Below are 25207 nucleotides of genomic sequence, written 5' to 3'. Positions count from 1 at the left end.
GCGCGCGACCGCGCCCCCGCGGTGGCCGTGGCTGTGCCAGGCTGCGGGGCGCAGGTGCACCCAAGGGGAATGCGCCCGAGAGCGGGCGTCAGGAACTGGCACGACTATGAGCCAGGCTCCCCCGGACGGCTACCCTCTGCGCGATCACACTCCTGGATCGTGTTCATCCAGCCTGTGAATGGCGGTGGTCGGCCCGGTGAGGGAGGCAGCGACGCGCGCGGCCGTCTCGCGCAGCCAGATGTGCGCGGCATCGCGGGTGTGGACCGGGTGCCACCACAGGGCCTGCCGGAGAGGGACGGCCTCGTAGGGCGGCTCCATGATCCGTACCGGGGCGATGCCGCGCAGGCGCTCCGCGAGGCGCCCTTGGACGAGGGCGATGCGACGGGTGCCGGCGACCAGGAAGGGCAGGGTCTGGAAGCTGTCGACGGAGACCTCGACGTGGGGTTCGATGCCGAGCATGCCGAGCTGGCGTACGGCCGGGGCGTCATAGGTGCGCTGGTATGTCACCCACGGCAGCCGGGCCAGGTCCTCGGTCGTGATGCGGTCACCGACCTCGGGGTGATGGTCCGCGACGAGGAAGACCCATCGGTCGTCGTAGAGATCGGTGGCGGGGAAGCCGCTGATCACACCGTGCGGCATGAACAGGCCGTCCGTCGTGCTGAGCAGTGTGGCGGTGTCGTCGAGCAGGGTTGGCGGGGTCTGGGTGAAGCGCAACCTGATACCCGGCGCCTCTTCATGGACGACGCGGGCGAGATCGCTGCCGAAGACGGCGACGGCGTAATCGCTCGCAAGCAGTGCGAACTCGCGGCTCTCGGCGGCCGGGTCGAAGTGGCCCTGACTGCTGAAGAGGCGTTCCAGCAGGTCGCAGGCGGTGGACGTGCGGTCGAGGAGGACCTGCCCGAGGGCGGTGAGCTCGTAGTGGCCGCCGGCTCGGGCGAGGAGGTCGTCGTCGAAGTGGCGGCGCAGCCGGGCGAGCGCGGCGCTCATGGCGGGCTGGCTGAGGCCCATGCGACGCCCGGCCCGGGTGACATTGCGCTCCTCCAGCAGGGCACGCAGCGCGACGACGAGGTTGAGATCGAGGCGGGCCAGGTTCACGGGACTCCCATTAGCAATACTTTGATCAACTTAGCAATACTTTGATCAGCGAATATTAACGTCGCGGATCGCGAATATCCACAGAATCGATTTCCCTGATCAGGGTGAGCGGCCCCAGATTAAGTCCCACCGCAATCAGGAGGACATGTCCGTGAAACCCGAACCCGCATCCGCGCTGTTCGCGGGCCCTTTCGCCCTCGCCACCCTCTCGGCCCCGGGCCGGCCGCGCTTCCCCGCCCTGGTCACGGCCGACAGTCAGGTAGTCGACCTCCGAGCGGCCCTGCGGGACGACGCTCTGACGATGCGCGGTCTGCTCGAGCAGTGGGCGGTCGTACTCCCCCTGTTGCACGAGTTCGCCGCCGACCCCGGGACCGAACGGCGGCCCCTGGTGGACTTCCGGGTGCATGCTCCCGTCGAGCCGCGCCAGGTGCTGCAGTCGGGAGCCAACTACCGGCAGCACGTGATCGACCTGCACGTGGCCCATCGGGACCCCGACGACGACCGCTCCGAGGAGGATCGGCGCGCCGAGGCCGCCGAGATCATGGACCGGCGGGCAGCCGAGGACCTGCCGTACATGTTCATCGGCCTGCCGAGCGCGATCACCGGCCCGTACGACGATGTCGTCTTGCCCTCCTGGGCTGAAAAGCCGGACTGGGAGCTGGAGTTGGCGGCCGTCATCGGCAAGCCCGCTTACCAGGTGTCCGTGGAGGAGGCTCTGGAACACGTCGCCGGGTACACGATCGCCAACGACCTCACCGACCGTGCCACCGTCTTCCGCCGGGACATGCCGCAGATCGGCACCGACTGGCTGCGCAGCAAGAACGCACCCGGCTTCACCCCGCTGGGACCCTGGATCGTGCCCGCCGGGTCGATCGCCGACCCGGACGACGTGCGCGTCACGCTCAAGCTCAACGGCGGGACCATGCAGGACGAGTCCACCAAGGACATGATCTTCAGCGTTGCCCGGATGGTGGCGTACGCCTCCCAGACCACTCGCCTGCTGCCCGGTGACCTCATCCTGACCGGCAGCCCGGCCGGCAATGGCATGCACTGGGGTCGGCTGCTGCGCGACGGCGACGTGATGGAGGGTTCGGTCACCGGGCTCGGTGTGCAGCGCACCAGATGTGTCACGGAGGCCGCGTCGTGACCCTGAACAGCCGTGATCCGGAAGGCTCCATCGCGCGCACGGCCAAGGCATGCTCCAACTGGGGACGTTGGGGCGAGGACGACGTGCTCGGCACGCTCAACTTCCTCGACGAGGGCAAGCGTCGGGAGGGTGCGGCCCTGGTCAGCCGGGGCGTCAGCTTCTCCCTCTCCCAGCGGTTCGACATGAACGGTCCGCAGAAGGGCTGGCGCCGGCGGACCAACCCGGTGCACACCATGCTGGACACCGGCACCGACGCGGCCCTGGGTATTCAGGGCTTCCCGCACGGCATCGGCGGGGCCGACGATGTGATCGTCATGCCGTTGCAGTGCTCCACCCAGTGGGACGGGCTCGGCCACATCTTCGACCACGGCAAGGCCTGGAACGGTCGGGCGTCCGAGAAGGTGGTCACCTCCGAGGGCGACCTCGTCACCGGTATCGAGCACATGGCGGCGTACGTCGCGGGACGCGGCGTTCTGCTCGACGTGGGCCGGGCCGTAGGCACCGGGGGCGAGTTGCCGGACGGTTTCGCGATCACTGAGGAGCATCTGACCGCGACCGCGGCGGCGCACGGGGTGACCGTGGGGCGCGGCGACATCGTGCTGGTGCGTACCGGGCAGCTTGCCCGTGCCCGGCGCGAGGGGTGGGGTGACTACGCGGGCGGCGCGGCCCCCGGCCTGTCGTTCACCACCGCGGGCTGGCTGCACGGCAGCGAGATCGCCGCGATCGCCACCGACACCTGGGGTTTCGAAGTGCGGCCGAACGAGTTCGAGCACGCCTTCCAGCCGCTGCACCAGGTGGCCATCCCGCACATAGGCCTGCTGATCGGTGAGATGTGGGACCTGGAGTCGCTCGCCGAGGACTGCGCGGTCGACGGCGTGTACGAGTTCTGGCTGACCGCCGCACCGCTGCCGATCACCGGAGCCGTCGGCTCCCCGGTCAATCCGATCGCCGTCAAGTAACAGCGGAACGAAGGAGTTCCCCATGAGCAACACCAGCAGAGTCCTTGTCGTGGGCGGCGGCGCCGCCGGCAACGCCGTGACCATCCTGCTGCGCCGCGCCGGCGTCGAGGTGGACCTGATCGAGGCCAGGGACGACTGGAACGCCACCGCCGGCTCCGGCATCACACTGCAGGGCAACGCGCTGCGCGTGCTGCGCGAACTCGGCGTGTGGGAACAGGTCGAGGCCTCCGGGTTCGCCTTCGAGTCGTTCGGTGTGACCGCCCCGGACGGCACGCTGCTCTTCGCCCACGACGACATCCGCACCGGCGGTGACGACCTGCCCGCCACGGTCGGCATGCAGCGCCCGCGGCTCCAGCAGATCCTCATCGACGCCGTCCGTGCCTCCGGCGCCGACGTGCACCTGGGCACCACCGCCGAGACCCTGGAGCAGGACGCCGAGGGCGTCTCGGTGCGGTTCAGCGACGGCACCGAGGGCCGCTACGGTCTGGTGATCGCCGCCGACGGCCTCAACTCCGTGACCCGCGCGGCGATCGGGATCACCGACAAGCCCGAGCCCACCGGCATGGCGATCTGGCGCGCCCCCGCCCCGCGCCCCGAGGGGCTGGTCCGCACCAACCTGGCGTTCGGCGGCCCGGCCTTCATCGCCGGATACTGTCCGACCAGTGAGGACACCCTCTACGCGTACGTCGTCGAGGCCAACCGCGACCGCGCCTCGATCCCGCCGGAGACCTACGCGGACGAGATGCGCCGGCTCGCGCAGGCGTACGGCGGCCACTGGACCGAGATCGTCGAGCACATCACCGACCCGGCGAAGGTCAACTACACCTGGTTCGACCGCCTGTTGGTGGAGGGCTCCTGGCATCGCGGCCGGGTCGTCCTCATCGGCGACGCGGCACACTGCTGCCCGCCCACCCTGGCCCAGGGGGCGGCCATGTCCCTGGAGGACGCCTCCGTTCTGGCCGAGCTGCTGACCGGCGGGCGGGACTGGGACGACGCATTGCTCCAGGAGTTCTACGAGCGCCGCATCAGACGGGTCCGGCCGATCGTCGAGGCGTCGGTCCAGGTCGGGCAGTGGCAGCTGGACGGCGTGCGCGACGCCGATGTACCCGGTCTGATCGCCCGCACCCTCACCCCGCTCGGGGAACTGCCTTGACCACACCGACAGTCGACGTCCACGCCCACCTCCTGGTCCCCGAGGTGGAGGAGGCCGTCGCCGATCACCCCGATCTCGCCGCGGCCCGGGCGCTGGACGCCCGCCGCAACGGTCCGGCCGCCCTCGCCGTGAGCGGGCCGATGGTGGGCGAGCGCATCCCGCGCCTCACCGACGTCGCCGTACGCCTCGCCGCGATGGACGCGCAGGGCGTGGACGTCCAGCTGGTCAGCCCTTCGCCCTCGCACTACCACTACTGGGCGGACGAGGCGACGGCCGAGAAGGTGTACCGGCTCGCCAATGAGGCGACGGCCGCGCACTGCGCCCAGGCGCCGGACCGGCTGCACGGCCTCGGGCTGGTCCCGCTGCAACACCCGGTCCAGGCCGTGCTCGCCCTCGAACACGCCCTGGAACAGGGCCTGTCGGGCGTGGAGATCTCCTCGCACGCGCCGAGCCGCGAGCTGTCGAACCCGGCGTACGAACCCTTCTGGAAGCGGGCCGAGGAGACGGGCGCGATCCTGTTCCTGCACCCCTTCGGCTGCACGCTCGACGAACGCCTCGACCAGTGGTACCTGTCCAACACCGTCGGCCAGCCCACCGAGAACGCCGTCGCGCTCTCCCACCTGATCTTCTCCGGGGTCCTGGACCGGCACTCAGAGCTGAAGGTCATCGCCGCACACGGGGGCGGCTATCTGCCCACCCACATCGGCCGCTCCGACCACGCCTGGTCGGCCCGTTCCGACGCGGGCGCGGGCTGCGCCCACCTGCCCAGCAGCTACCTGAAGCGCCTGTACTTCGACTCCCTGGTCCACGACCCCCAGGTACTGCGGGCACTGATCGGCGCGGCCGGCGCGGACCGGGTGGTGCTGGGCTCCGACTTCCCCTTCGACATGGGCACCGAGGACCCCGTCGGCGCACTGCGCGCCGCACGCCTGCCCGACGACGACTTCCACGCCGTGCGCGGTGGCAACGCGACAACGCTGCTGCGCCTCACCTGACCCCCACACAGGAGGAAAACCCATCATGAGCGCACGCCTGCTCACCCATCTGCGGCACGTCGACCTCGCCGTGCCCGACTACGACAAACAGCTCGACTTCTACGCCGGCGTCTGGGGCCTGACCAAGGTCTCCGAGGACTCCGGCATCTCCTTCCTGGCCGCCGAGGGCAGCCCCGAACAGTACGTCGTTCGGCTGCGCAGGGCCGACGAGAAGCGCCTCGACCTGGTCTCCTACGGCGCGGGCAGCCCGGCCGACGTGGACACCCTCGCCGAGCAACTCCTCGCCGGTGGAGTGCAGTTGGTCTCCCAGCCAGGCAAGATCGACACGCCCGGCGGCGGCTACGGCTTCCGCTTCTTCGACGTCGACGGCCGCACCATCGAGGTCTCGGCCGACGTCGAGGTGCGGCAACACCGCAGGATCGAGGAGAAGGAATCAATCCCGGTCAAGCTGTCCCACGTCGTCCTCAACTCCCCCGACCTGAACCGCACCCGGGAGTGGTACGAGCGCCACCTCGGCTTCCGCCTCTCCGACACCCTCATGCACCCGAGGATGGGCGAGGCGATGCACTTCATGCGCATCAGCAACCAGCACCACTCCATGGCCATCGCGCAGGGCCCGCACGCCTCCCTGCACCACATCTCCTTCGAGATGCGCGGGATAGACGAGTACATGCGCGGCTCCGGCCGGGTGATCCGCGCCGGCTTCAAGAAGATCTGGGGCCCGGGCCGGCACCTCGCCGGCGACAACACCTTCACCTACTTCCTCGACCCGCACGGCAACACCGTCGAGTACACCACCGAGCTGGAATGCCTCGACGAGGACACCTGGCACCCCCACGTCTACGACTTCTCCCAGCCCGAGGTCACCGACCAGTGGGGCACCGCCAACCCGATGAACGAACTGGTCGCCAAGGAGTCCTTCAACGACCCCGACCGCGGCTGCTTCGTCGCCCCTCCGGTCTGACCTCCCACCTGTCCGGCCCGTCCGGGGGCGCAGCGACGGTCGGCTTTGTCCGCCCGCAGCGCCTCCGGGCCCGCGCGCCCGCACTCCCTCCGACAGGAGCCCCCATGCGCTTCGCCACCTACGAGTACCGCGGCCGTCGCCGTGTGGCCGTCGTCGACGAGGACGGCACGCTCTACCCCCTGCCCGGTGTCAGCTCGCTCACCAACCTGCTCGCCGAGGGGGGCAGCCTCCGCAACCTGCTGGCTGCAGACAGCGTGACGCAGGACGTCCCGGCCGGCCCGCACGTCTCCGAGGTGCGGCTGCTCTCGCCGCTCCAACCGCCTACCGTGCGGGACTTCGTCACCTTCGAGGAGCACGTCGAGGGTGTACGGCGGGCCGTGGACGGCGCCACCGGGGTGCCCGAGCAGTGGTACGCCGCCCCGACCTTCTACTTCACCAATCCCTACGCGGTCGTCGGCCCGTACGACGACATCCCTGTACCCCCGGGATCGAGCGTTCTGGACTTCGAACTCGAGGTCGCCGCAGTCATCGGGCGCGAAGGCCGCGACCTCACCCCCGAACAGGCCCGCGACCATATCGTCGGCTACACGATCTTCAACGACTGGTCCGCCCGCGACCTGCAGTCCGCCGAGATGAAGGTTGGCCTCGGCCCCTGCAAGGGGAAGGACACCGCCACCACGCTCGGGCCGTACCTGGTCACCGCCGACGAGCTGGAGCCCTTCCGCGACCCGGACGGCTTCCTGCGTCTGGCCCTGACCGCCGAGGTCAACGGCGAGGTCGTCGGCAAGGACCTGCTGTCGAACATGAGCTGGACCTTCGAGGAGATGGTCGCCTACGCCTCCCGTGGCACCCGCGTCGTTCCCGGTGACGTCCTCGGCTCCGGCACCTGCGGCAATGGTGGCTGCCTGGCAGAGCTGTGGGGCTTGCGCGGCGAGCGGACGCCGCCCCCGCTGAATCCGGGCGACGTCGTCACCCTCACGGTGGAGGGCATCGGCACCGTCTCCAACACCGTCGTGCCCGGTCCCGAACCCGTCGCCCTGCCGGTCGGCAGGCGCCGCTCGCGGGAGCGGCCGTGAGTGAACTCCACAGCAAGCGGCTGCTCGGCAAGGTCGTCGTCATCACCGGAGCGGCCCGCGGTCAGGGGGCGGCCGAGGCCGATGCCCTCACGAGGGAAGGCGCGCGTGTCATCGCCACCGATGTGACAGGAGCCCCCGGCTGCCGCCGGCTCGACGTCACCAGCGAAGAGGAATGGTCCGAACTCGCCGCCGAACTGAAGGAGGCGTACGGCCAGGTTCACGGCCTGGTCAACAACGCGGGCATCACCTGGCGCGCCCGCATCGGCGACGTGCGCACCGACGACTTCCAACGCGTCCACGCCGTCAACGTCACCGGCCCGCTGCTCGGCATCCAGCACCTCACCCCGCTGATGCCACGCGGCTCCTCCATCGTCAATGTCGGTTCCTCCGCCGCTCTCACCGGCCACTATCCGGTCGCCTACACGGCCAGCAAGTGGGCCTTGCGGGGCCTGTCGAAGACCGCGGCGCTCGAACTCGGCCCCCGGGGCATCCGGGTCAACACCATCCACCCCGGATACATCGAGACCGAGATGACCGCCTCCGCCGCGCCCGCCTTCCGTGAGGCGAACATCCGCGAGACGCCCCTGGGGCGGACCGGCACGGTCGACGAGGTCACTCCCCTTGTCGTCTTCCTGCTGTCCGACGACTCGTCCTTCATCACCGGCGCCGAGATCGCCGTCGACGGTGGGCTCACCGCGCACGGCGGCGTCAAGTCCGTCTCGGACGCGCTGCAAGCGGAGGGCCCGTGAAACGGCCGGACCGGAAAGCGGCTCCGGCTCGCAACTCGTCGTCAGCGACGGCTGGTCGACCGCTCGGCCGGCCCTCCCCACTGAAAGGAACAGGCAACACCGTGGACAAGGTCATCGCCGGCGCCGCCGAGGCGGTGGGCGACATTCCTGACGGCGCTTCGCTCGCCGTCGGGGGATTCGGCCTCTCCGGCATCCCCGGCGTCCTCATCGAGGCCCTCCATGCGCAGGGCACGTCGGGCCTGCGGGTCGTCTCCAACAACTGCGGTGTCGATGGGCGGGGGCTGGGCGTGCTGCTCGCTTCCGGTCGCATCAGCCGGGTAACCAGCTCGTACGTGGGTGAGAACAAGGAGTTCGCCCGCCAGTACATGAGCGGGGAACTGGAGGTGGAGCTGACGCCCCAGGGCACCCTCGCCGAACGCCTGCGAGCCGGCGGGGCCGGGATTCCCGCCTTCTACACCCCGGCAGGCGTGGGAACCCAGGTCGCACGCGGCGGACTGCCCTGGCGGTACGCCCCCGACGGCTCCGTCGCCGCCGCCTCCCCGCCCAAGGAAATCCGCGAGTTCGGCGGCCGCGCGTACGTTCTGGAGCACGGCATCACCACCGACTTCGCCCTCGTACGGGCTTGGCGTGGCGACCGCCACGGGAACCTGGTCTTCCGCCGCGCCGCCGCCAACTTCAGCCCGCTCGCCGCGATGGCCGGCCGCGTCACCGTCGCCGAGGTCGAGGAAGTGGTCGAACCCGGCGAACTCGCCCCCGACATGGTCCACCTGCCCGGTGTCTTCGTACAGCGGATCGTGGAGTTGACGCCGACGCAAGCAGCCGACAAGCACATCGAGAAGAGGACGGTACGTTCCTGATGCCCTGGACCCGCGACCAGATGGCCGCCCGCGCCGCCGCCGAACTCACCGCCGGCTCCTACGTCAACCTCGGCATCGGCCTGCCCACCCTTGTCCCCGACCACCTACCGCCCGGAGTGCACGTCGTGCTGCACTCCGAGAACGGCATCCTCGGCACCGGCCCCTGTCCGAGCGAGGACGAGGTCGACCCCGACCTGATCAACGCAGGCAAGGAAACCGTCACCGTGCTGCCGGGAGCCTCCTTCTTCGACTCGGCTCTGTCCTTCGGCATGATCCGCGGCGGCCACATCGACACCGCCGTCCTCGGCGCCATGCAGGTCTCGGAACACGGCGACCTCGCCAACTGGATGATCCCCGGCAAGATGGTCAAGGGCATGGGCGGCGCCATGGACCTCGTCCACGGCGCCCGCCGCGTCATCGTCCTCATGGAACACACCGCCAAGGACGGCACCCCGAAGATCCTCAAGGAGTGCACCCTCCCCCTCACCGGCGAGGCCTGCGTCCACCGCGTCATCACCGACCTCGGCGTCCTCGACATCACCGACGCCGGCCTCGCCCTCGTCGAAACCGCGCCCGGCGTCACCGTGGACCACGTCGCAGCGCGCACCGGTGCCCCCTTGCGCCTCGACAGCCTGTCGGCTGCTTGTTGACGACAAACGAGCCGCCGAACCGGAGGCGGCTGTCCCACTCATCGGGAAGCCGACGCGGAAACGACCGGCCGGGCCACAGGAGCACGCCCTGACACGCCATACAAACCGAAGATCCGGTGTCGTTCTCGGCTGTCCCGTGCGGGGTGCCGGTGAGGCAACCCAGGTCGGCTACGTTGGCGGTCTGCTCACCTTCTCGATGATGTCGACGCTGGTGTTCGTGCTGACCCTGTACTTCGAGGAGACGCTGGGCCTGTCGGCCGTCGCCGGGGCCTACGGCTCCAAGGTCATCGGCCGCTTCGGCGCCCGCCGCACGCGCGTCGGCTCGCTCGTCGGGCAGGGCGTGCTGACCGGGCCTCTCCGGCTGGAGTACTAGATGGCCTCTGACGCTCGGCAGGTCGGTCTCGGCCAAGAACCGCCAGATCCGGGCGTCGCGCATCAGCCGTCTCGCCTGATGATGTTTCCGCAGGACATGATCGCGAGAAGCGTGCACCGCCAGCAGCGAAAATCTGCTGGTGAGTTTCCTGCCCTTGGCAGCCCACCACAGCCACTCAACGCCTGTTCAGCGGCTCGCCGGTTCGACTACTCGCCACGCCACCCCATCCGCGATGCGATCCAGGTGCCTTCACACCGTCCTGACCAGCGGCGACACCCTCAACGACCCAGAAGGGTGCGGATTCGACCCGGATTCGACCCGAGGGCTCCAGACTCCAAAATGGTCAGCAGTTGACCTGCGATAATGCTGATTTTTGCCGCTGTACTGACCATCCGTCGACAGAGGAGTCTCGCAATCGAAACTAAGTGGACATATTCGGGCGATTAATGCCACGCAGTGAGTAGTCGCTCTCGCTGTCGCCCTCTCCGGCTCGCCCGAGCGCGAACCGAATGGCCGCACCACGCGGCACTCCACTCTGGCGACTAGGCGTTGACAGAACAAGGCTCTGACCAGCCTCTTTACAGAAGTTCTTCCGCCTGGCAGAAGCCGTCTTGCCGAGCCGACACGAGTCTCACGACCCTGTTTCCAACCACGGCACGCGGGGCGAGGGCGCCCCGCCGACAGGGACGGGAACTGCCATGCCGCACATCACCGCTTTCGCCAGGAACCAGTGGTACAGCTAGCGCATCTTTCTGACCTGCGCTTATGCGAGGCGATGAGGCTGTGACCTGCTAGGACGGGTTGCAGAGGCGATCGGAGGCAGTCAGAGGAAACCGCTCTGATTCGACCCCGGTTCGACCCGGGTCGCTCGGAGGCAGTCAGAGGCAGCAGCCCCTGAAACTGGCCTTTGAGGGACCTGAGTTGGCCGGTGTGGATCACGAGTGAGCGACTCTGGCGGGGCTCTGTTTCGACCTCGGTCGAGCTGCGATGGGGACGCCTGCCTCCGCTCGGGGCCGGGCTTACGAGGGCCTCCAGGACGGCAATCCTGGAGACCTTGCCGGCGCCGTTGGAGGTCGGTTCCGGACACCACCCGTGGTTTTAGCGGGCCTGGGTGGCGTCCACGTCTTTGCGAGACGACCCCACCGTGACGCACAACACCCATCACGACCTCTCTCGACCAAACGCATCCCAATTCAACGGCGTTGTTCTGGGCTACACCCAACTTCCGTCGGCCGCAACCGATCTCATTCTGCTCGGAGACCTCACCGGCCGCTACGCCACCGGCAGTTACAGCCGACTCTCCTCCGACGGCCGGACCGTGATCCCCCGCGGGGACCGCCAGGGCGCGGCCGAGCACGGACACCGGATCACCGCGGCCATCGCCTGCCACGTCGCCCGCGCCGGCGGCAGCATCGACCAGCTCACGCAGCTCCTGCTGCATCCCGAGCACGAAGGCGGACGGCACACCCGGCACATCGCGCTGCGCTCCGGGCAGACCCGCGCCCTGGACTACATCCGCCGGATCTGGAACAGCGCTTCCAAGACGATCAGCACCACCATCGCGCTGAGCTCCCGGCACGACGCGTACGAGATTCTCGCCGCGCTGCGGGACCGCATCGAGACCACGCCCTGGCGCGGGGAGCGAGGACGGACCGCGCTGCGGGTGCTGCGGGCGCACCTGAACTTCGCCGAGATCGCGGGCGGCCCCCTGCACCACGCCAGTGAGCGGCAGACAGCGGAGGAAGCCGGGGTGTCCCGCACGACGCTGCGGGTCATCTACGAGACAGTCCTCCGGCCGCGTGGCTGGCTGCGGCGTCTGCGGGTGGGCCATGGCCGGGAGGGCTCCACCTGGTACCTGGGCAACGGCAACATCGCGGGTCACGGTGGCCCGGCTTTGCTGTCTCGTTTCCGGTCCACTCAGTTCCCCCCCGACCCGGCACTTGGGGAGTGGACCACCTCTGAGACGGCCACGACGGCCGACATCGACTCCACCGTCCTCGGCAATCTCATGGGCCACGACGCCTTCGCCCACCACGGCCTCGGCAGCGCCGCCCTCATGATCATCAGCGCCCTGCACGTGCACCCGGACCAGACGGTCATTGAGCTCGTCGGCACTTCCTCGGTCTCCCGCGCCACCACCTACCGGACCCTGAAACGCCTCGCCGACCACGGACTCGTCCAGCACACCGGAGAGACCTGGAACCTCGCGCCACGTGCGCTGGAGGGCTTCGGTATCCCCCTCCCGGACGCCGACAACAGCCACACGCCGGCAGAGGGCTGGGCCAACATCGCCGAGCAGCACGGCACCTGGGGCATCGCGGCCCGGCGCAAGGCCCTGCACACGGCGGAGCGGGCGGCCTACCAGGAGGCACTGAGCCGGTTGGGGGAGCACCGCAGCAAGGCTGTAGTGATCGTCCGCGACGGTCGTCAGGTCCTGATACCCGCGCCGCGCCCCGACGAGATCCCGCCCGCGTGGCATACCCCCGACGGACGCGTCCTCGACCCGCTCACCGGTCGTCCGGCCACCGACTGGCGGGTCGCCACCGACGGCCGCCTGATCCTCATCACCCCATCCGACCAGCGCAGTTACGACGAGCTGGCCGCTGCCCATGCCGAAGCCCTCAGCGAATGGGAGTCCGTCGCATGAACCCACATCCACCGACCACCTCCGATGCGAGCGAGGCGGTGACGCCCCAGTCCCTGCGCCGGCAGTACGAGTCCGGTGCCACGGTCGACGAAGTCGTCACCGCCAGCGGCCTGTCCTACGGCAGCGTCCTCAACCGGCTGCACGACGCCGGGACCGTCATGCGCACCTCCTGGCAGACCCGCCGGATGCGGCAGAACCCACAAGCCCGCCAGCGCCTCGCAACTCACCTGCGCACCCTCTACGAGCAGCACGGCGCAACCCTCACCGAACTCGCCGCAACGGCGGGAGATTCGAGACGTGCTGCCCGGCGTCTGCTGATCGAGGCCGGCGGAACCGTGCGCACTACCCAGCAGACGCTGCGGATGCGCAGTGCAGCGCGGGCCCCTGAGCGGCAGAAGCTCGCGCTGTCTCTGCGGGCGCGGTACGAGGCCGGCGCCACGGTGCCGGAGCTTGCTGAGGAGTGCAACTACTCCGTGGCCACGGTCTACCGGCTCCTGCACCAGGCCAAGACGCGAATGCGGCCCCAGCACCGACACGGCTCCGCTCACCGTGACGGAAACCGACTATGAGAGCCGAAGCCAGAGCTTTCAATCGCTCTGCCCAAGGGCATCCCGGCTGCCGCTGCGGAGCACGGGCGCCTCCACCAGTCCGACGGAGACGTGCCTCCACAGGAGCAGCGCTTCCACCGAATCACACACGACAACACCCCTTTCCCTTTCAGGAGATCAAGCACACGTGAACGCCAACACCCGCCACAAGACCCTGGCCGCAGCCACAGACCACGTCTGGGACGCGTTCGTGATCGTCGTCGGCATGCTCAAGGGCGGCACCGGAAAGACCACCTCGGCCTGGTTCATCGCCCTCTACTACGCCGTCGTCCTCGGCCTGCCCACGTTGCTGCTGGACGCCGACGCGACCAGCCAGTCCGCCTACGACTGGTTCAAGGTCGCCCAGGCCGCCGGCTTCGAGATCCCCGCCAACCTGGTCGTCGAGCGGTACCCGTTCGACGACATCGCCGAGTACATCCGTGCCAAGCGCGCCGAGTTCGGCGCGATCGTGGTCGACGCCGGCGGCGGCAGCGCCCGCATCTTCCACGAGGCTGTCACCGAGGCGAACCTGCTGCTCGTGCCGGTCGCCCCCACCAAGATCGAGCGCCGAAAGCTCGTGGCCACCTTCGACGAGGCCGAGCGCGCCGCCGCACGCAACGAACACGGCGTCACCGCCCACGTCGTCATGGTCAAGGCCGACGACCGCACCAGCCTGCCCCGCAACGCGAAAGACAAGCTCCTCGACCCCGTTAAGGGCGAGGGCATCGGCCCGGACCGCGACGAGGCGTTCCCGCTCGCCGACACCACCATCCACTCCTGGGTCCACTACATGGAGGCCTTCGGCGAGATCCCGACCGAGCTGAGCGAGTACGCCGAGCTGATGAAGGAGCTGACCGCGGCATGACCGAACGCATGAAGCCCCCCGCCCGCCGCACGGGCGGTCGTACCTTGGGCGGAACCAAGAAGACCACCCCTCCGCCTCCTCCCCCGACCGCCGAGCTCACCCCCGAGCAGTACGCTGCCGAACAGGCCGCTACCCCGTCCGAAGGCCGTCCCGCGGCCGGCGAGCCGCAGATTCAGCCCGCTCCTTCCACCGTTCCCAACCCCGAGGGGTCGGCACAGGGCCAGGCCAAGGCGATGCCCGAAGTGGCACAGACGTCCGCCCAGCCGACTGCCGAGGCACCGGGCGGCCCCGTCCCGGAGCCGGCCGCCAGTCAGCCAGTTCGCCCGGCCGTCGCCGCCACCAAGGCGGGGACAGAATCCGCCGGTCAGCCGATGAAGCGGCAGGTACCGCCTGCACTCCCGGCTGCCGAGCCCGCAGCACCTGCCATCCAGCCCACGCAGCCAGCCAAACCCGTTGTGCAGCACGGCACGTCCGCGGCTCCCGGCGCAGCCTGGGGCGCCGAGGTGGCGCTTCGCCCTGCAGATTCCCCAACGGCAGGCGGCAACGGATTCCCGGTGAGGACCGATGTTCCACGGGCTCACCAGGAACAGGATGCGCAATCACAGACAACGCCCAGCCAAGGAACACCGTGGGCTCAGGGATCCGGCCGTCCCAAGGACATTCCTGAGACCGCCGTCGTTCTCAACCAGCGCATCATCGCGCGCGAGAGCCTCGACTCGTCGGTCCCCGCGGCGCTGAAGCTGAAGAAGCGGCTCAAGCGCTTCGCGCTGGACAACGAACTCGACCACCTGCCCATCGGCGACATCGTCTCGGTCGCACTGGACGAGTGGCTCACCACCCGCGGGTTCTGACCCGACCGCAAGGCACAGGGCGGCCACCCTCACGCAAAGGGGCGGGCCGCCCCGTGCCGACTATTCCAATAACCCAATAGGCGGATAGCTATCCGCCTATCCGGACCGACCGGAGCAGCTCGCATGCCTGATCACTCCCCCTACGCCCGCCGACTACGTGAAATCGCCGACGCGCTCGACGCCGAGCCCCAGCCGACCGATGACGTTCTCACGCCGCATCCGGACACTCTGGACGTCATCAGAAACCGGCACACCAAACGCGGACAGTTCAACCACGCCGTCCCCGCAGACCTCCAGCTCCAGCGACGCATCCGCCGCTACAACGCCGACACCGGCCTACCGCACGGAGACATCGTCGCTCTCGCCCTCGACACCTGGCTCCGCGCAAAGGGCTACCCGCCGAGCCTCGCCCCCACCAACACGACCGCAACATGATCGGCAGGCCGACGTACGGCGAAGAGATTTGCCTCTACTGCAGTCCCATACCGACCGGGAGGCGGACATATGCCCCGCCGCACGGTCACCCCACACCTGTTCGGCTACCCGCCGAACTCTGGTTGGCCGGGCAAACCGACGACTTAGTTGCCTCCCGGCTCAAACCCAAGCACCACGTCCGCTAAAACGCTCCACCGCACACGCGATTCGGAACGGACATCAAACAGGCGAATCTTCAGAGACGATCAAGCATCACATGCACTGCCAGCGACGAGGCAAGTATCCCTTTCACGTATGAACAGTAGGGCGGGAGGCCGCCTTGGAATGTCAGTGACCCCGTATACGCTCCCCCGGTGATCATTGACCGTACCGCTCGCGTCGTCCCTCCCCGCTACCCCGACCGCGACGTACGCAGCAGGATCGGCAACGCGTTGGGTAAAGCCGACGATGCCGACCTGCTCGCTGCGTACCTGTGGGTCCAGGAAGTTTCGATCGGCCGCGAAGCCTGCACTGCGCTGCGAAGGCAGAGAGATGCCCTCCGCGAAAATCTCGAAAAACTCGGCATCCTCAAGAGCAGCTCACACTTTCGTGGGCGCACGTGGGAATTCACTCGGTCCGAACTTGACTCGATCTTCGACGCATTCATCAAGACGGCGAACGATGAACTCGACCTCATCGATGGCTCCTTGCAGCAAGCAAGCCTGACCTTCGAGGAACTCAGTAGGCTGCCTGAAGAGGACCTATCCACACGCTACACGGCCGTGTCGACTCTCCACTGAACACCATCGCCGAACAGTGGGACGAGATCGCCCCCAGCACAGAACGCTTTGCGGAATAAGGTGTTTTACACCACCACACTCGGCGGACCAGGCCAGCACGACCCGAAGACCGTCCAAGCGCTCTCACGGCACGCCCACTTCACCGAAACATGGGACACCTATGCGCGCCCACCGAGGGCGGCAGAAGGCCTGCACGTAACCGCGTTCGGCGATGCCTTCCGTTCAATGCAGCAGATCCGGGGGTGAGTTGCAGCACGGTCGCCAACCTCCCAGAGCGAAACCTGGATTTCCGGCTCTACAAGGCGCACCCGCCCCGCGCCGAGTGGCGTCCGCACTCAGTCGCGGCAACAGCTCCGGTCGGGCCGCTGCCATCAGCGGGTGCTGCGCTGCTGTGCAGGGATGGAACCCTTCGCCTCCACCGCTCTACGTCGTGTCGTTCCCGAACCGAGAATCGGTGGCGGATGGTCTCCTCCAACGAGACCACAACGGCATCCAGTGGCGGGCGGATACCCGCCACTGGATGCCGTGAGAGCGGGTACACGCTGCTGCCTGGGGGTACTCGGCCCATGCCGCTCATCCGTGACATCGCCCACGCCGACTATTCGGTGGTGGAGGAGCTGTTGTACTCGAACCATCTGGGAAACGGCAGGTTCTACGATCCCGAGGGCTTGGACGTCATCGTGGCCGAGCTCCACGGAACCGTCATCGGGGTCGCTGAGTTCCAGCTCCACTGCGGCTTCGGACACGACGAGGGCCGAGAGGCGCATCCCGGCGAGCAGACGTTCGTCTTGACCATGGCCGTCGCTGATACGGATCGTCGCAGCGGGGTCGGGCGGGCACTTCTCACCGAGATCGCCCACCGGGCCCAGGAAGCAGGCCACACCTTCCTGGGCCTGGTCCCCCAGGACGGCGACAACGCGGCCAGCCGACAGGAGTTCTTCCAGGCATGCGGTCCCACGCTCTACGGACCCGACAGACCGGGTGTGGCATGGGGCTGCCCAATCTCAAAGATCCTCGACTGAACGCGACCAGCGAAGGCCGCCAGCGCATCGCCGACGCCGCGATCGACTAACCCGGCACCTGGGTCGTCATCGAGGTCACGGCCTCCCAGCTGCGTCGTGATCGGCCGCCGGAGCGCTCGTGCTACCTGCGTTCCAAATCTTCGCCGTCTCCGTGACCGATACGATGACGGATCCGCTTTCAGCTCGCTGTAAGTAGCGTCAGGCGTGGTCAGCGCACTCGCGCGCGCCGCGGGAGACGACATGGCGACCGCGATCATCGAAACCGGAAGCAAGGACAGGATGTTGGCGGATCTGGTGGTGCCAGGGCCAAAAGCACCGTTATTCAGGATCACCCATCTCCGCGACCGGTCCAAGGCCTCCGTGAACGAGCAGGCGTCGACCTTCGATCAGCGCTGAGCCCGCCCGAGCACGCGGCGTCTGCGTGACATGACCGCGCCCGACCTGCCACCCCGGTCGCCGGGCCGGCACGCCCCACACGGAATGCCTCGCCGTCTCAGGGAGGAGCGTGACCCGCGCGAGCGCCGGAAACCACAGCCAACTCACCGGAGGACCACATGGGCACGTCGAGAAGTAGCTCGCAGCCCGCAGGACACATCGCCGTCGAGGGCCACGCCGGGGTGCTTGTCGCTCGTATCGACGGAGGCCCGCATGCGTTGTTCGATCCCGAGATCACCAAGCAACTGAAAGAGCTGGTCGATCGTGCGGACCGCGATCCGGACATCCGCGCGGTCGTCTTCACCGGTACGCATCCTGACCGCTTCTTGAGCCATTCCGATGTGCGCTGGCTACAGGAAGGGGGCACTGGATTCCCGCCGATCAACACGCGCATCGCCAAGCTCGTGGCGCGCACGGCGAGGCTCATCAACAGGGTGCCGGTTGTCAGAACGCTCGCGGGGATGACCCGGCTCAAGACACTTCTGCAGCTCGACAGCTTCCATGCCACCTTCCTGAAGATGAATGCAAGCGGCACCATCTTCGTCGCGGCACTCAACGGCTCGGCACTTGCCGTCGGCGCGGAACTGGCATTTGCCTGTGATCTGCGCATCATGGCAGACGGGGAGCACGTTATCGGCCTGACAGAAGTCCTGCTCGCACTGACACCGGGTGGCGGCGGCTCTCAGCGACTGCCTCGTCTGATCGGCAGGCAGCAGACGTTGGTCGCCGTTCTCGAAGGCAGGCCGTTCACGCCTGCGGAGGCTCTCTCGCTCGGTGCGGTCGACGAAGTGGTGCCACAGGAAAAGGTCCTCGCACGGTCGATCGAGCGCGCAGAGTATCTGAGCCTCCGCTCGAAGAAATCTCTCGGAGCCATCAAGCGATCCATCTACTTCGGCAGCTCCCTGTCGCTCGAGGACGGCTTGCAGCTCGAGCACGCCGAGTTCCTGGTCAGAGATCAATCGAAGGAAGCTCAGCGGCGGATGCTCGAATACATCGCCACCACGGACGCCACCGGCGAGCTCCCTCTGCTGAATCGTGACACGTACGCGCGAGCACTCGCCGCCGGGCGATTCGGAAGTAGCCCAAGCGAGTAGATCGAGTCGATGTGGTGATCCCGCCTTGATCGGCGGTTCATTGCCTCCCTCTGTGACAGCCTCGGTTGAGGCTGTCACAGGGCGGTTCGTGGAGTGATGTCCGTTGCCCGGTGAGGTTGGTGCAGGGCAGCTGGTCGCGGGGGGCTCGGTCGGCTACCGCTGCCTGGTGAAGTTGTCGGCGTCGGCCTGGTGAGGGCATCGAGCTTGACGAGGCCTTTGTCCGCCGTGACGTTCACGGCTGACGGCGTGCGCCGGTGCTCGACTGGTAGGCCGCCACACGATCCCACTCGCCTCGGAACTCGCTTGCGGCCTCTTGATCACCTTGATGGAATTACGATCGTAAGACAATGGCGTAGTCAATCACCGGGCGGAGCAGCTCCGGCCATCCACATTGGAGAAGCACGTGTCTTCCTCGAACGTCGAAACCCAAACGTCCACCACTGACTTGCACCAGTTCGCCGATGAGTTGATGAGGCAACTCAACCTGCGGGACGCCGACAGCGCGTTGGCCCCGTTCGCGCCGGACGCCCGCTTGTACGCCGCCGACGGCACCACCACCGGCGTCGAGGACAACCGCGCGGTGCTGGCGTCGGTCTTCGACGCGTTCCCCGACGTCACCTTCACGCCGGTCCGTGTCATCGCCGAGGACGATTGGTTCGCCATCGCCTTCATCTGGGCCGGCACGAGCACCCGGCCCTTCAACGGCACTCCCGCCACCGGCCGACCGATCAAGGTGCTGGAGTTCCGTATGTTCAAGGTGGTTGACGGGAAGATCACCGAGGCCTGGGGCCTCATCGACCTGGCGTCGCTCTTCGCCCAGTTGCAGCCCTGAGTGGGCGGTTCATAAGGTGGTGTCCGTTTCCTAGAGGTCCACGGCCTCGAGCAGGAGCCGGATGTTCACTGCGGATGGCTCGTCGAGCCACTGAGCCTCGTCGGCGATGATGAGCACCGGCCGTTCCTCGGCCAGCTCGCCGACGAGCTCAGTACGGCCACGCCGATCAGGAACCAGTCCTCCACATCGCCGCTCATGCCGAGCCTCGTTCAGGGGCTTGGCCTGCGGCTGCGGCTGCGGCTGCCTGCTGATCCGCTCGGTCACCGGCCACAGCAGTTCGTGCAGCGCGGCGAAGCCCAACTCCGACTTGAGACGAGTGCCGTGACATCTCAGGACGGTGAAGTCTGCCACGACGGATCCGGCCACGCGCTTGAGCAAAGCGTTTGGCCGGCCCCCGGGTAACCCCACACCATCATGGTTGCTCCGCATTCCTGACGGCATCGTCAAGGATCCGCTCAAGGGCGGCCTGCTCCTGACGCCGTCCGCGCAGATCCCTCCGCTTGAAAGCTTCATGGCCGCTGCCGCCGGAGCGCTCGTGCTACCTGCGTTCCAAATCTTCGCCGTCTCCGTGACCGATACGATGACGGATCCGCTTTCAGCTCGCTGTAAGTAGCGTCAGGCGTGGTCAGCGCACTCGCGCGCGCCGCGGGAGACGACATGGCGACCGCGATCATCGAAACCGGAAGCAAGGACAGGATGTTGGCGGATCTGGTGGTGCCAGGGCCAAAAGCACCGTTATTCAGGATCACCCATCTCCGCGACCGGTCCAAGGCCTCCGTGAACGAGCAGGCGTCGACCTTCGATCAGCGCTGAGCCCGTTCGAGCACGCGGCGTCCGGTCAGCCCGATGACCGCATTGAGCCCCCTATCTCCTACTGCTTCTTGTCTGCCGCCCAGCACCACTGTCCGTTAGGAAACGGAGCCCTCTCGTGAGTCAGCCCAGCGCGATCCACCTCGAGCGCACCACCCTCCAGACCGCCAGGATCACCTTCGCGAATCCTCCTGTGAACCTCATGGTTCCCGAGGCCGTGGTGAGGCTGCACGAAATCGTCTGCGGGTTCGACGAGGACCCGGATATCCAGGTCGTCGTCTTCTCCAGCGAGGTCCCCGACTTCTTCATCAACCACTTCGACGGCGCCGCGGCGGGCGACCTGCCCGTACCCCAGCACGAGGACGACCCGCCGGTCTGGACCGACATGGTCATGCGGTTGAGTAAGGCCTCGTACGTCAGCATCGCGGCCATCCGCGGCCGTACCCGCGGCGCCGGCAACGAGTTGGCTCTCGCGTGCGACCTGCGGTACGCCAGTCGCGAGAAGGCGATCTTCGGGCAGCCCGAGGTCGGCATCGGAATCGTTCCCGGCGGAGGCGGAGCCGAGCGACTCCCCCGATCCATCGGCCGCGACCGAGCGCTCGAGGCCATTCTCAGCAGCGTCGACTACGACGCCGACGTGGCCGAGCGCTGGGGGTGGGTCACACGAGCCCTGCCCGACGCGGAACTCGACGCCTTCGTCGACGCGACGGTCGCCCGCCTCGCCTCCTTCGACCGGCAGGCATTGACGACCGCGAAGTCGATGGTCAACCGAGCGACGCTGCCGCCGGACGCCGACCTGATCGCCAGCTACAGCGGGTTCGTGGACTCGCTGACAAACCCAGGGTTCCTGGCCCGTGCTGTGGCGCTGGGCACGCTGATCGCCGACAAGGGTCTCGACGTCGAATACCACTTGGGCGAGTACGTCGGACTGGCCAACCAGACCTCCTGATCCCTTCTCGCCGCGGGAGAGTCTGCCGCGATGCTCGACGAGGCCGACTCACCCGTGGCGGTCTGCCACATCGGCAGATTCCATGAAGGTTTGGACAATCGTCGCGGCGGAGTCCGGCCACGTGGAACGCCTGGGCGGCTGGGACTGTGACCTGCGCAGTGCCGGCAACAGCTGATCGTTTCACCCGTTGCTGTGACACAAGGTGCGGTAAATGAGCGGCACAGTCACCGTCATCGACAAGGGCAACGTGCGGGTGCACAGCTACATCGCTCCGGACGACGGCCTGAACGTCACCGCCCTGGTGATCAAGGTTCCGATCGTGCGTGCTCAGATGGCGGCCCCTGGGGGGACCTCCAGGACCCGGCCGGTGTCCCGGTTCTGGCAGCGGAGGTCGCTCCTGCCGGCGTCTTCGCCGCGCTGGAGAACGCTGCGAGAGGGCGTACTCGGCTGCGCGTTCATCAACACGGTGGCGGAGTACGCCCCTGGCACCACCGCGCACGCCATCCACCACCGAACACAACCGCGCCGTACGAGCCTAGGTGCGCACCCTGGCCGCACCGGCCGGTGCCCCGGACCCAGGCACACTCGCGTTCCAGCTCACACTCCTCATCGACGGCACACCGGCGGCGACCCGCGTGGAAGGCGCCGGGGCCGCGAGGTGGGCGGCGCGCGACCTGCTCGACGCAGCCTGCCCCCGATAGCTCCTGGAAGCGACCGTTCGCGGCTCGTTTCCTGCTCCCGGCAGACAGACCTTTCTCTTCAGTAGCCAGACCTTTGGCCAATCCGAACTGCTCCACCGAAGGGACCCGATCAACATGTCCGAGCAGACTCTGCCCACCACCGCCCACGCCTGGCACCTGGACACCCGCCCGGCGGGCCGGCCGACCACTTCCAACTTCTCGCTGCGCGAGGTGGCCCTCCCCACGCCCGGCGCCGGGCAACTCCTCATCGCCAACGAATACCTCTCGGTCGACCCCTACATGCGTGGCCGGATGAGCGACAAGAAGTCCTACATCGAGCCCTACGACGTGGACGCGCCGATGGACGGCCCGGCGGTCGGCCGTGTCCTGGTGTCCAACGCGGAGGGTTTCGCTCCCGGTGATCATGTGGTGCACGTCCTCGGCTGGCGCGACTACGCGATCCTCGACGCGGCGGGCGCACAGAAGGTGGACCCGAACCTCGCCCCTCTTCCCGCCTACCTGGGCGTGCTCGGCGTACCCGGCCTCACCGCGTACATCGGTCTGGAGCGGTTCGCGAAGATCAAGGAGGGCGACACGGTCTTCGTCTCCGGCGCGGCAGGCGCCGTGGGCACCCAGGCCGGCCAGATCGCCAAGCTGAAGGGCGCCGGACTGGTGATCGGAAGCGCGGGCTCGGACCAGAAGGTCAAGCTGCTCATCGAGGAGTACGGCTACGACGTCGCGTTCAACTACAAGAACGGGCCGGTCGCCGAGCAGCTGGCCAAGGCGGCCCCGGAGGGCATCGACGTCTTCTTCGACAACGTCGGCGGCGAGCACCTGGAGGCGGCGATCGGCGCCCTCAAGCTGCACGCACGGATCGTCCTGTGCGGGATGGTCTCCCAGTACAACGACGAGAAGGTCGTCGGCCCGCGCAACCTGTGGAACCTGTCCGTGACGCGTTCGGACATCCTGGCATTCATGGTCAGCGAAGAGCTGGATCTCCAGCCGGACTTCGTCCGCGAGGTAGGCGGCTGGCTCGCCGAGGGCAAGCTCCGCTACCGCGAAACCGTGCGGAACGGCCTGGAGAACACCCTGGACGCCTTCCTCGCCATGATGCGGGGCGAGAACATCGGAAAGATGATCGTCAAGCTCTGAATCCGCCTCCCTCACGCCGGGAGGAGGAGCCTGCCGTGCCGTGCGCGCGGCGGGGCCCTCTCGCGTCAGTCGCAGCGCAAGATCGAAACACCCTGGCGTCGCACAGAGCCAAACCCCGACGGCATCACAGAAACATGGATCGGTTGCGATCACCGACCCACCCTCTTAACATTATGATCGTAATTTAACAGGTTGGCCCTCTCGGCACGCCATTGGCGTTCTGACCTTCATTCCTCTCCACTTCACCAGGAACTCTCCATGGACCTCTCCATCAGCACCGCCCTTGTCACCGGAGCCAACCGGGGCTTCGGCCGCGCCCTGGCCGCCGAGTTGCTCGAGCGCGGCGCCACCGTCACCTGCGAGATCGTCGCGGACGACGCCTCCCGCCAGGCACAGGCCGCTCTCGCTGGAGGCGTCTCCGTGCTCTACCCGCAGCTCCCCTGAGGACAGCCACCCAGGAATCCGCCCCGAGCCCGCTCGGTGCCGATGCTCGCTGTCGCACACCATGCCGTCACCCGCCGGCGTCCACATCCATTGATCCGTCGCCACGTACGTCTGCCCAGGGAATGCAGGGAACGCCATGAAACAGCAACGCAAGCAACGGGTTCGGGGCGGCAGCGCCGTCTGGGCCGTGGCCATCACCAGCGCGGCGGGATTCATCACCGCACTCGACAACTTGATCGTCACCACCGCCCTCCCCTCCATCCGCAAGGACCTGGGCGGAGGGCTCGAAGACCTCGAATGGACAGTCAGCGCCTACACCCTCACCTTTGCGGTCCTGCTCATGTTCGGCGCCTCGCTGGGTGACCGGTTCGGACGGCGGAGGCTGTTCGCCATCGGGCTCGGGATCTTCACCACGGCCTCGGCCGCGGCCGCCCTCGCACCGGGGATGGGTGAACTGATCGCCGCGCGGGCGGCGCAGGGCGTCGGGTCCGCGATCGTGACGCCGCTGACGCTCACCCTGCTCTCGGCCGCCGTGCCCGCCGAACGGCGCGGCGCGGCGCTGGGTGTGTGGGGCGCGGCCAGCGGCATCGCCGTGGCCACCGGACCGCTCATCGGCGGCGCACTCACCGAGAACCTCTCCTGGCAGTGGATCTTCTGGGTGAACGTGCCCCTGGGGCTGGCGCTGATCCCGCTCGCCCTGCTGCGCCTCGACGAGAGCCGCGGCCCCAACCCGACCCTCGACCTCGTCGGCACCGTTCTGGCCAGCGGCGGACTGTTCGGCATCGTCTACGCCCTGGTGCGCGGCAACGCCGACGGCTGGAGCAGCACCCCGGTGCTGGGCGGCTTCTTCGCCGGAACGGTCCTGCTGGTGGGCTTCGTCCTGTACGAACTGCGCGCCAAGCACCCGATGCTGCCGATGCGCCTGTTCCGCATACGCTCCTTCAGCGCCATCAACGCCGCCAGCCTGCTGATGCTGCTGGGCATGTTCGGGTCGATCTTCCTGCTCAGCCAGTACCTGCAGACCGTCGGTGGCTACTCGCCGATGCAAGCGGGCATACGGATGCTGCCCTGGACCGCCATGCCCATGATCGCCGGACCGCTGGCCGGGGCCCTGTCCGACCGCATCGGCGGCGCACCCGTCGTCACGGCGGGCATGACCCTGAACGCCGTCGGCCTCGGCCTGTGGGCGATCACCGTCGAGCCGCATGAGGCCTACACCCACATGCTGCCCGCACTGATCGTCTGCGGCATCGGCCTGGGCATGTTCTTCGCCCCCAGCGCCAACCTCGTCCTGAGCACCGTCCGCCCCCAGGAGCAGGGCATCGCCTCCGGCGCCAACAACGCCATCCGCGAGGTCGGCGGCGCCATCGGCGTCGCAACGCTGGCCGCGGTCTTCTCCGCCCAGGGCGGCTACGGATCCGCCGCACTGTTCGTGGACGGGCTGATCCCGGCCCTCTGGGCCGGAGCCGGCGCGGTCGCCCTGGCAGCGGCTGTAGCGCTGCTCATGCCCAGGCAGCACAAGGCCGACGGCCCGGCCGCCGGCCTTGCCGCAGGAAGTGCCCCGGCCGGCACCCCGGTCGCGACCTGAAGCCCGCATCGAGGGGTGG

General features: G+C 68.1%; 27 protein-coding genes and 1 pseudogene. 26 read left to right on the top strand and 2 right to left on the bottom strand.

Annotated elements, in window-relative coordinates:
* Nucleotides 1-144: 144 nt before the first annotated feature.
* A complete protein-coding gene (locus tag FNH08_RS15145; RefSeq protein WP_322724546.1) occupies nt 145-1095 on the bottom strand; it encodes a LysR family transcriptional regulator in 951 nt (316 codons plus the stop codon).
* Nucleotides 1096-1240: 145 nt separating this feature from the next.
* Here FNH08_RS15145 and FNH08_RS15140 point away from each other — a divergent pair, with 145 nt between their 5' ends.
* From FNH08_RS15140 to FNH08_RS15045, 20 genes are all read left to right on the top strand, one after another.
* Nucleotides 1241-2242 carry a fumarylacetoacetate hydrolase family protein gene (locus FNH08_RS15140; RefSeq protein ID WP_152771998.1) on the top strand — a complete coding sequence of 334 codons (1002 nt, stop codon included), beginning with the start codon at nt 1241-1243 and terminating at the stop codon, nt 2240-2242.
* A complete protein-coding gene (locus tag FNH08_RS15135; RefSeq protein ID WP_322724545.1) occupies nt 2239-3201 on the top strand; it encodes a cyclase family protein in 963 nt (320 codons plus the stop codon). Before FNH08_RS15140 ends, FNH08_RS15135 begins: the two co-directional genes overlap by 4 nt.
* A 22-nt stretch (nt 3202-3223) precedes the next feature.
* Entirely contained in the window at nt 3224-4354 is a 1131-nt protein-coding gene (locus FNH08_RS15130) for an FAD-dependent oxidoreductase (protein ID WP_152771996.1), read from the top strand.
* Entirely contained in the window at nt 4351-5349 is a 999-nt protein-coding gene (locus tag FNH08_RS15125) for an amidohydrolase family protein (protein ID WP_152771995.1), read from the top strand. The genes FNH08_RS15130 and FNH08_RS15125 overlap by 4 nt, the downstream gene beginning before the upstream one ends.
* Before the next feature lie 25 nt (nt 5350-5374).
* Complete coding sequence (locus FNH08_RS15120) at nt 5375-6313, top strand: VOC family protein (protein ID WP_152771994.1); 939 nt, start codon at nt 5375-5377, stop codon at nt 6311-6313.
* A gap of 104 nt (nt 6314-6417) precedes the next feature.
* Nucleotides 6418-7389: a fumarylacetoacetate hydrolase family protein gene (locus FNH08_RS15115; protein ID WP_152771993.1), complete on the top strand. Its 972-nt coding sequence runs from the start codon at nt 6418-6420 to the stop codon at nt 7387-7389.
* The gene (locus FNH08_RS15110) at nt 7386-8138 is read left to right on the top strand and encodes an SDR family NAD(P)-dependent oxidoreductase (protein WP_322724543.1); all 753 of its coding nucleotides are present in this window, start codon (nt 7386-7388) and stop codon (nt 8136-8138) included. The genes FNH08_RS15115 and FNH08_RS15110 overlap by 4 nt, the downstream gene beginning before the upstream one ends.
* A 101-nt stretch (nt 8139-8239) precedes the next feature.
* Entirely contained in the window at nt 8240-8995 is a 756-nt protein-coding gene (locus FNH08_RS15105) for a CoA transferase subunit A (RefSeq protein ID WP_322724542.1), read from the top strand.
* The gene (locus FNH08_RS15100) at nt 8995-9645 is read left to right on the top strand and encodes a CoA transferase subunit B (protein WP_152771992.1); all 651 of its coding nucleotides are present in this window, start codon (nt 8995-8997) and stop codon (nt 9643-9645) included. The genes FNH08_RS15105 and FNH08_RS15100 overlap by 1 nt, the downstream gene beginning before the upstream one ends.
* A gap of 136 nt (nt 9646-9781) precedes the next feature.
* Nucleotides 9782-10018 carry a hypothetical protein gene (locus FNH08_RS15095; protein WP_407704375.1) on the top strand — a complete coding sequence of 79 codons (237 nt, stop codon included), beginning with the start codon at nt 9782-9784 and terminating at the stop codon, nt 10016-10018.
* Nucleotides 10019-11162: 1144 nt separating this feature from the next.
* Entirely contained in the window at nt 11163-12665 is a 1503-nt protein-coding gene (locus FNH08_RS15090; RefSeq protein ID WP_322724541.1) for a transcriptional regulator, read from the top strand.
* Nucleotides 12662-13234, top strand: a complete 573-nt coding sequence (locus tag FNH08_RS15085; protein ID WP_228034133.1) for a helix-turn-helix domain-containing protein — start codon at nt 12662-12664, stop codon at nt 13232-13234. Before FNH08_RS15090 ends, FNH08_RS15085 begins: the two co-directional genes overlap by 4 nt.
* Nucleotides 13235-13400: 166 nt before the next feature.
* On the top strand, nt 13401-14117 hold the full coding sequence (locus tag FNH08_RS15080) for a ParA family protein (protein WP_322724539.1): 717 nt from the start codon (nt 13401-13403) through the stop codon (nt 14115-14117).
* Complete coding sequence (locus FNH08_RS15075; protein WP_152771990.1) at nt 14114-14968, top strand: hypothetical protein; 855 nt, start codon at nt 14114-14116, stop codon at nt 14966-14968. Before FNH08_RS15080 ends, FNH08_RS15075 begins: the two co-directional genes overlap by 4 nt.
* A 123-nt stretch (nt 14969-15091) precedes the next feature.
* Entirely contained in the window at nt 15092-15403 is a 312-nt protein-coding gene (locus tag FNH08_RS15070) for a hypothetical protein (RefSeq protein WP_152771989.1), read from the top strand.
* A gap of 353 nt (nt 15404-15756) precedes the next feature.
* Nucleotides 15757-16182 (top strand): hypothetical protein, encoded by a 426-nt coding sequence (locus tag FNH08_RS15065; protein ID WP_152771988.1) that lies wholly within the window; start codon nt 15757-15759, stop codon nt 16180-16182.
* Between the two features lie 566 nt (nt 16183-16748).
* The gene (locus tag FNH08_RS50730; RefSeq protein ID WP_194238490.1) at nt 16749-17204 is read left to right on the top strand and encodes a GNAT family N-acetyltransferase; all 456 of its coding nucleotides are present in this window, start codon (nt 16749-16751) and stop codon (nt 17202-17204) included.
* Nucleotides 17205-17444: 240 nt separating this feature from the next.
* Nucleotides 17445-17600: a hypothetical protein gene (locus FNH08_RS50725; protein ID WP_194238489.1), complete on the top strand. Its 156-nt coding sequence runs from the start codon at nt 17445-17447 to the stop codon at nt 17598-17600.
* A gap of 158 nt (nt 17601-17758) precedes the next feature.
* On the top strand, nt 17759-18733 hold the full coding sequence (locus FNH08_RS15050) for an enoyl-CoA hydratase/isomerase family protein (RefSeq protein WP_152771986.1): 975 nt from the start codon (nt 17759-17761) through the stop codon (nt 18731-18733).
* A gap of 403 nt (nt 18734-19136) precedes the next feature.
* Nucleotides 19137-19565, top strand: a complete 429-nt coding sequence (locus tag FNH08_RS15045) for an ester cyclase (RefSeq protein ID WP_322724535.1) — start codon at nt 19137-19139, stop codon at nt 19563-19565.
* A 30-nt stretch (nt 19566-19595) separates the two neighbouring features.
* Here the strand turns inward: FNH08_RS15045 and FNH08_RS15040 are convergent, their stop codons facing one another.
* A complete protein-coding gene (locus FNH08_RS15040) occupies nt 19596-19916 on the bottom strand; it encodes a hypothetical protein (protein WP_152771985.1) in 321 nt (106 codons plus the stop codon).
* Nucleotides 19917-19983: 67 nt separating this feature from the next.
* Between FNH08_RS15040 and FNH08_RS15035 the strand changes: the two genes are divergently transcribed.
* The 6 genes and pseudogenes from FNH08_RS15035 (at nt 19984) to FNH08_RS15010 (ending at nt 25188) form a co-directional block, all read left to right on the top strand.
* A complete protein-coding gene (locus tag FNH08_RS15035; RefSeq protein WP_152771984.1) occupies nt 19984-20178 on the top strand; it encodes a hypothetical protein in 195 nt (64 codons plus the stop codon).
* A 44-nt stretch (nt 20179-20222) separates the two neighbouring features.
* The gene (locus FNH08_RS50720) at nt 20223-20378 is read left to right on the top strand and encodes a hypothetical protein (RefSeq protein WP_194238489.1); all 156 of its coding nucleotides are present in this window, start codon (nt 20223-20225) and stop codon (nt 20376-20378) included.
* Nucleotides 20379-20493: 115 nt separating this feature from the next.
* Nucleotides 20494-21324, top strand: a complete 831-nt coding sequence (locus tag FNH08_RS15030) for an enoyl-CoA hydratase/isomerase family protein (RefSeq protein ID WP_322724534.1) — start codon at nt 20494-20496, stop codon at nt 21322-21324.
* 815 nt (nt 21325-22139) lie between these two features.
* A complete protein-coding gene (locus FNH08_RS15020) occupies nt 22140-23156 on the top strand; it encodes an NADP-dependent oxidoreductase (RefSeq protein ID WP_152771982.1) in 1017 nt (338 codons plus the stop codon).
* Nucleotides 23157-23414: 258 nt separating this feature from the next.
* Nucleotides 23415-23582, top strand: a pseudogene (locus FNH08_RS53065) (SDR family NAD(P)-dependent oxidoreductase); the annotation flags it as partial.
* 154 nt (nt 23583-23736) lie between these two features.
* On the top strand, nt 23737-25188 hold the full coding sequence (locus FNH08_RS15010; RefSeq protein WP_152771981.1) for a DHA2 family efflux MFS transporter permease subunit: 1452 nt from the start codon (nt 23737-23739) through the stop codon (nt 25186-25188).
* The last annotated feature ends 19 nt before the right edge of the window (nt 25189-25207 follow it).

The organism is Streptomyces spongiae, from assembly GCF_009377185.1.
Classification (GTDB): Bacteria; Actinomycetota; Actinomycetes; order Streptomycetales; family Streptomycetaceae; genus Streptomyces; species Streptomyces spongiae.
Note: the sequence above shows the minus strand (reverse complement) of the source record. Positions and strands in the feature narration are given on the sequence as shown.

Bases quoted from the DNA above. Each gene is read 5' to 3' on its own strand.
- FNH08_RS15140 (WP_152771998.1), top strand. From the start codon at position 1,241: ATGTCCGTGAAACCCGAACCCGCATCCGCGCTGTTCGCGGGCCCTTTC.
- FNH08_RS15130 (WP_152771996.1), top strand. From the start codon at position 3,224: ATGAGCAACACCAGCAGAGTCCTTGTCGTGGGCGGCGGCGCCGCCGGC.
- FNH08_RS15120 (WP_152771994.1), top strand. From the start codon at position 5,375: ATGAGCGCACGCCTGCTCACCCATCTGCGGCACGTCGACCTCGCCGTG.
- FNH08_RS15115 (WP_152771993.1), top strand. From the start codon at position 6,418: ATGCGCTTCGCCACCTACGAGTACCGCGGCCGTCGCCGTGTGGCCGTC.
- FNH08_RS15100 (WP_152771992.1), top strand. From the start codon at position 8,995: ATGCCCTGGACCCGCGACCAGATGGCCGCCCGCGCCGCCGCCGAACTC.
- FNH08_RS15085 (WP_228034133.1), top strand. From the start codon at position 12,662: ATGAACCCACATCCACCGACCACCTCCGATGCGAGCGAGGCGGTGACG.
- FNH08_RS15075 (WP_152771990.1), top strand. From the start codon at position 14,114: ATGACCGAACGCATGAAGCCCCCCGCCCGCCGCACGGGCGGTCGTACC.
- FNH08_RS15070 (WP_152771989.1), top strand. From the start codon at position 15,092: ATGCCTGATCACTCCCCCTACGCCCGCCGACTACGTGAAATCGCCGAC.
- FNH08_RS50730 (WP_194238490.1), top strand. From the start codon at position 16,749: ATGCCGCTCATCCGTGACATCGCCCACGCCGACTATTCGGTGGTGGAG.
- FNH08_RS50725 (WP_194238489.1), top strand. From the start codon at position 17,445: ATGGCGACCGCGATCATCGAAACCGGAAGCAAGGACAGGATGTTGGCG.
- FNH08_RS15050 (WP_152771986.1), top strand. From the start codon at position 17,759: ATGGGCACGTCGAGAAGTAGCTCGCAGCCCGCAGGACACATCGCCGTC.
- FNH08_RS50720 (WP_194238489.1), top strand. From the start codon at position 20,223: ATGGCGACCGCGATCATCGAAACCGGAAGCAAGGACAGGATGTTGGCG.
- FNH08_RS15020 (WP_152771982.1), top strand. From the start codon at position 22,140: ATGTCCGAGCAGACTCTGCCCACCACCGCCCACGCCTGGCACCTGGAC.
- FNH08_RS15010 (WP_152771981.1), top strand. From the start codon at position 23,737: ATGAAACAGCAACGCAAGCAACGGGTTCGGGGCGGCAGCGCCGTCTGG.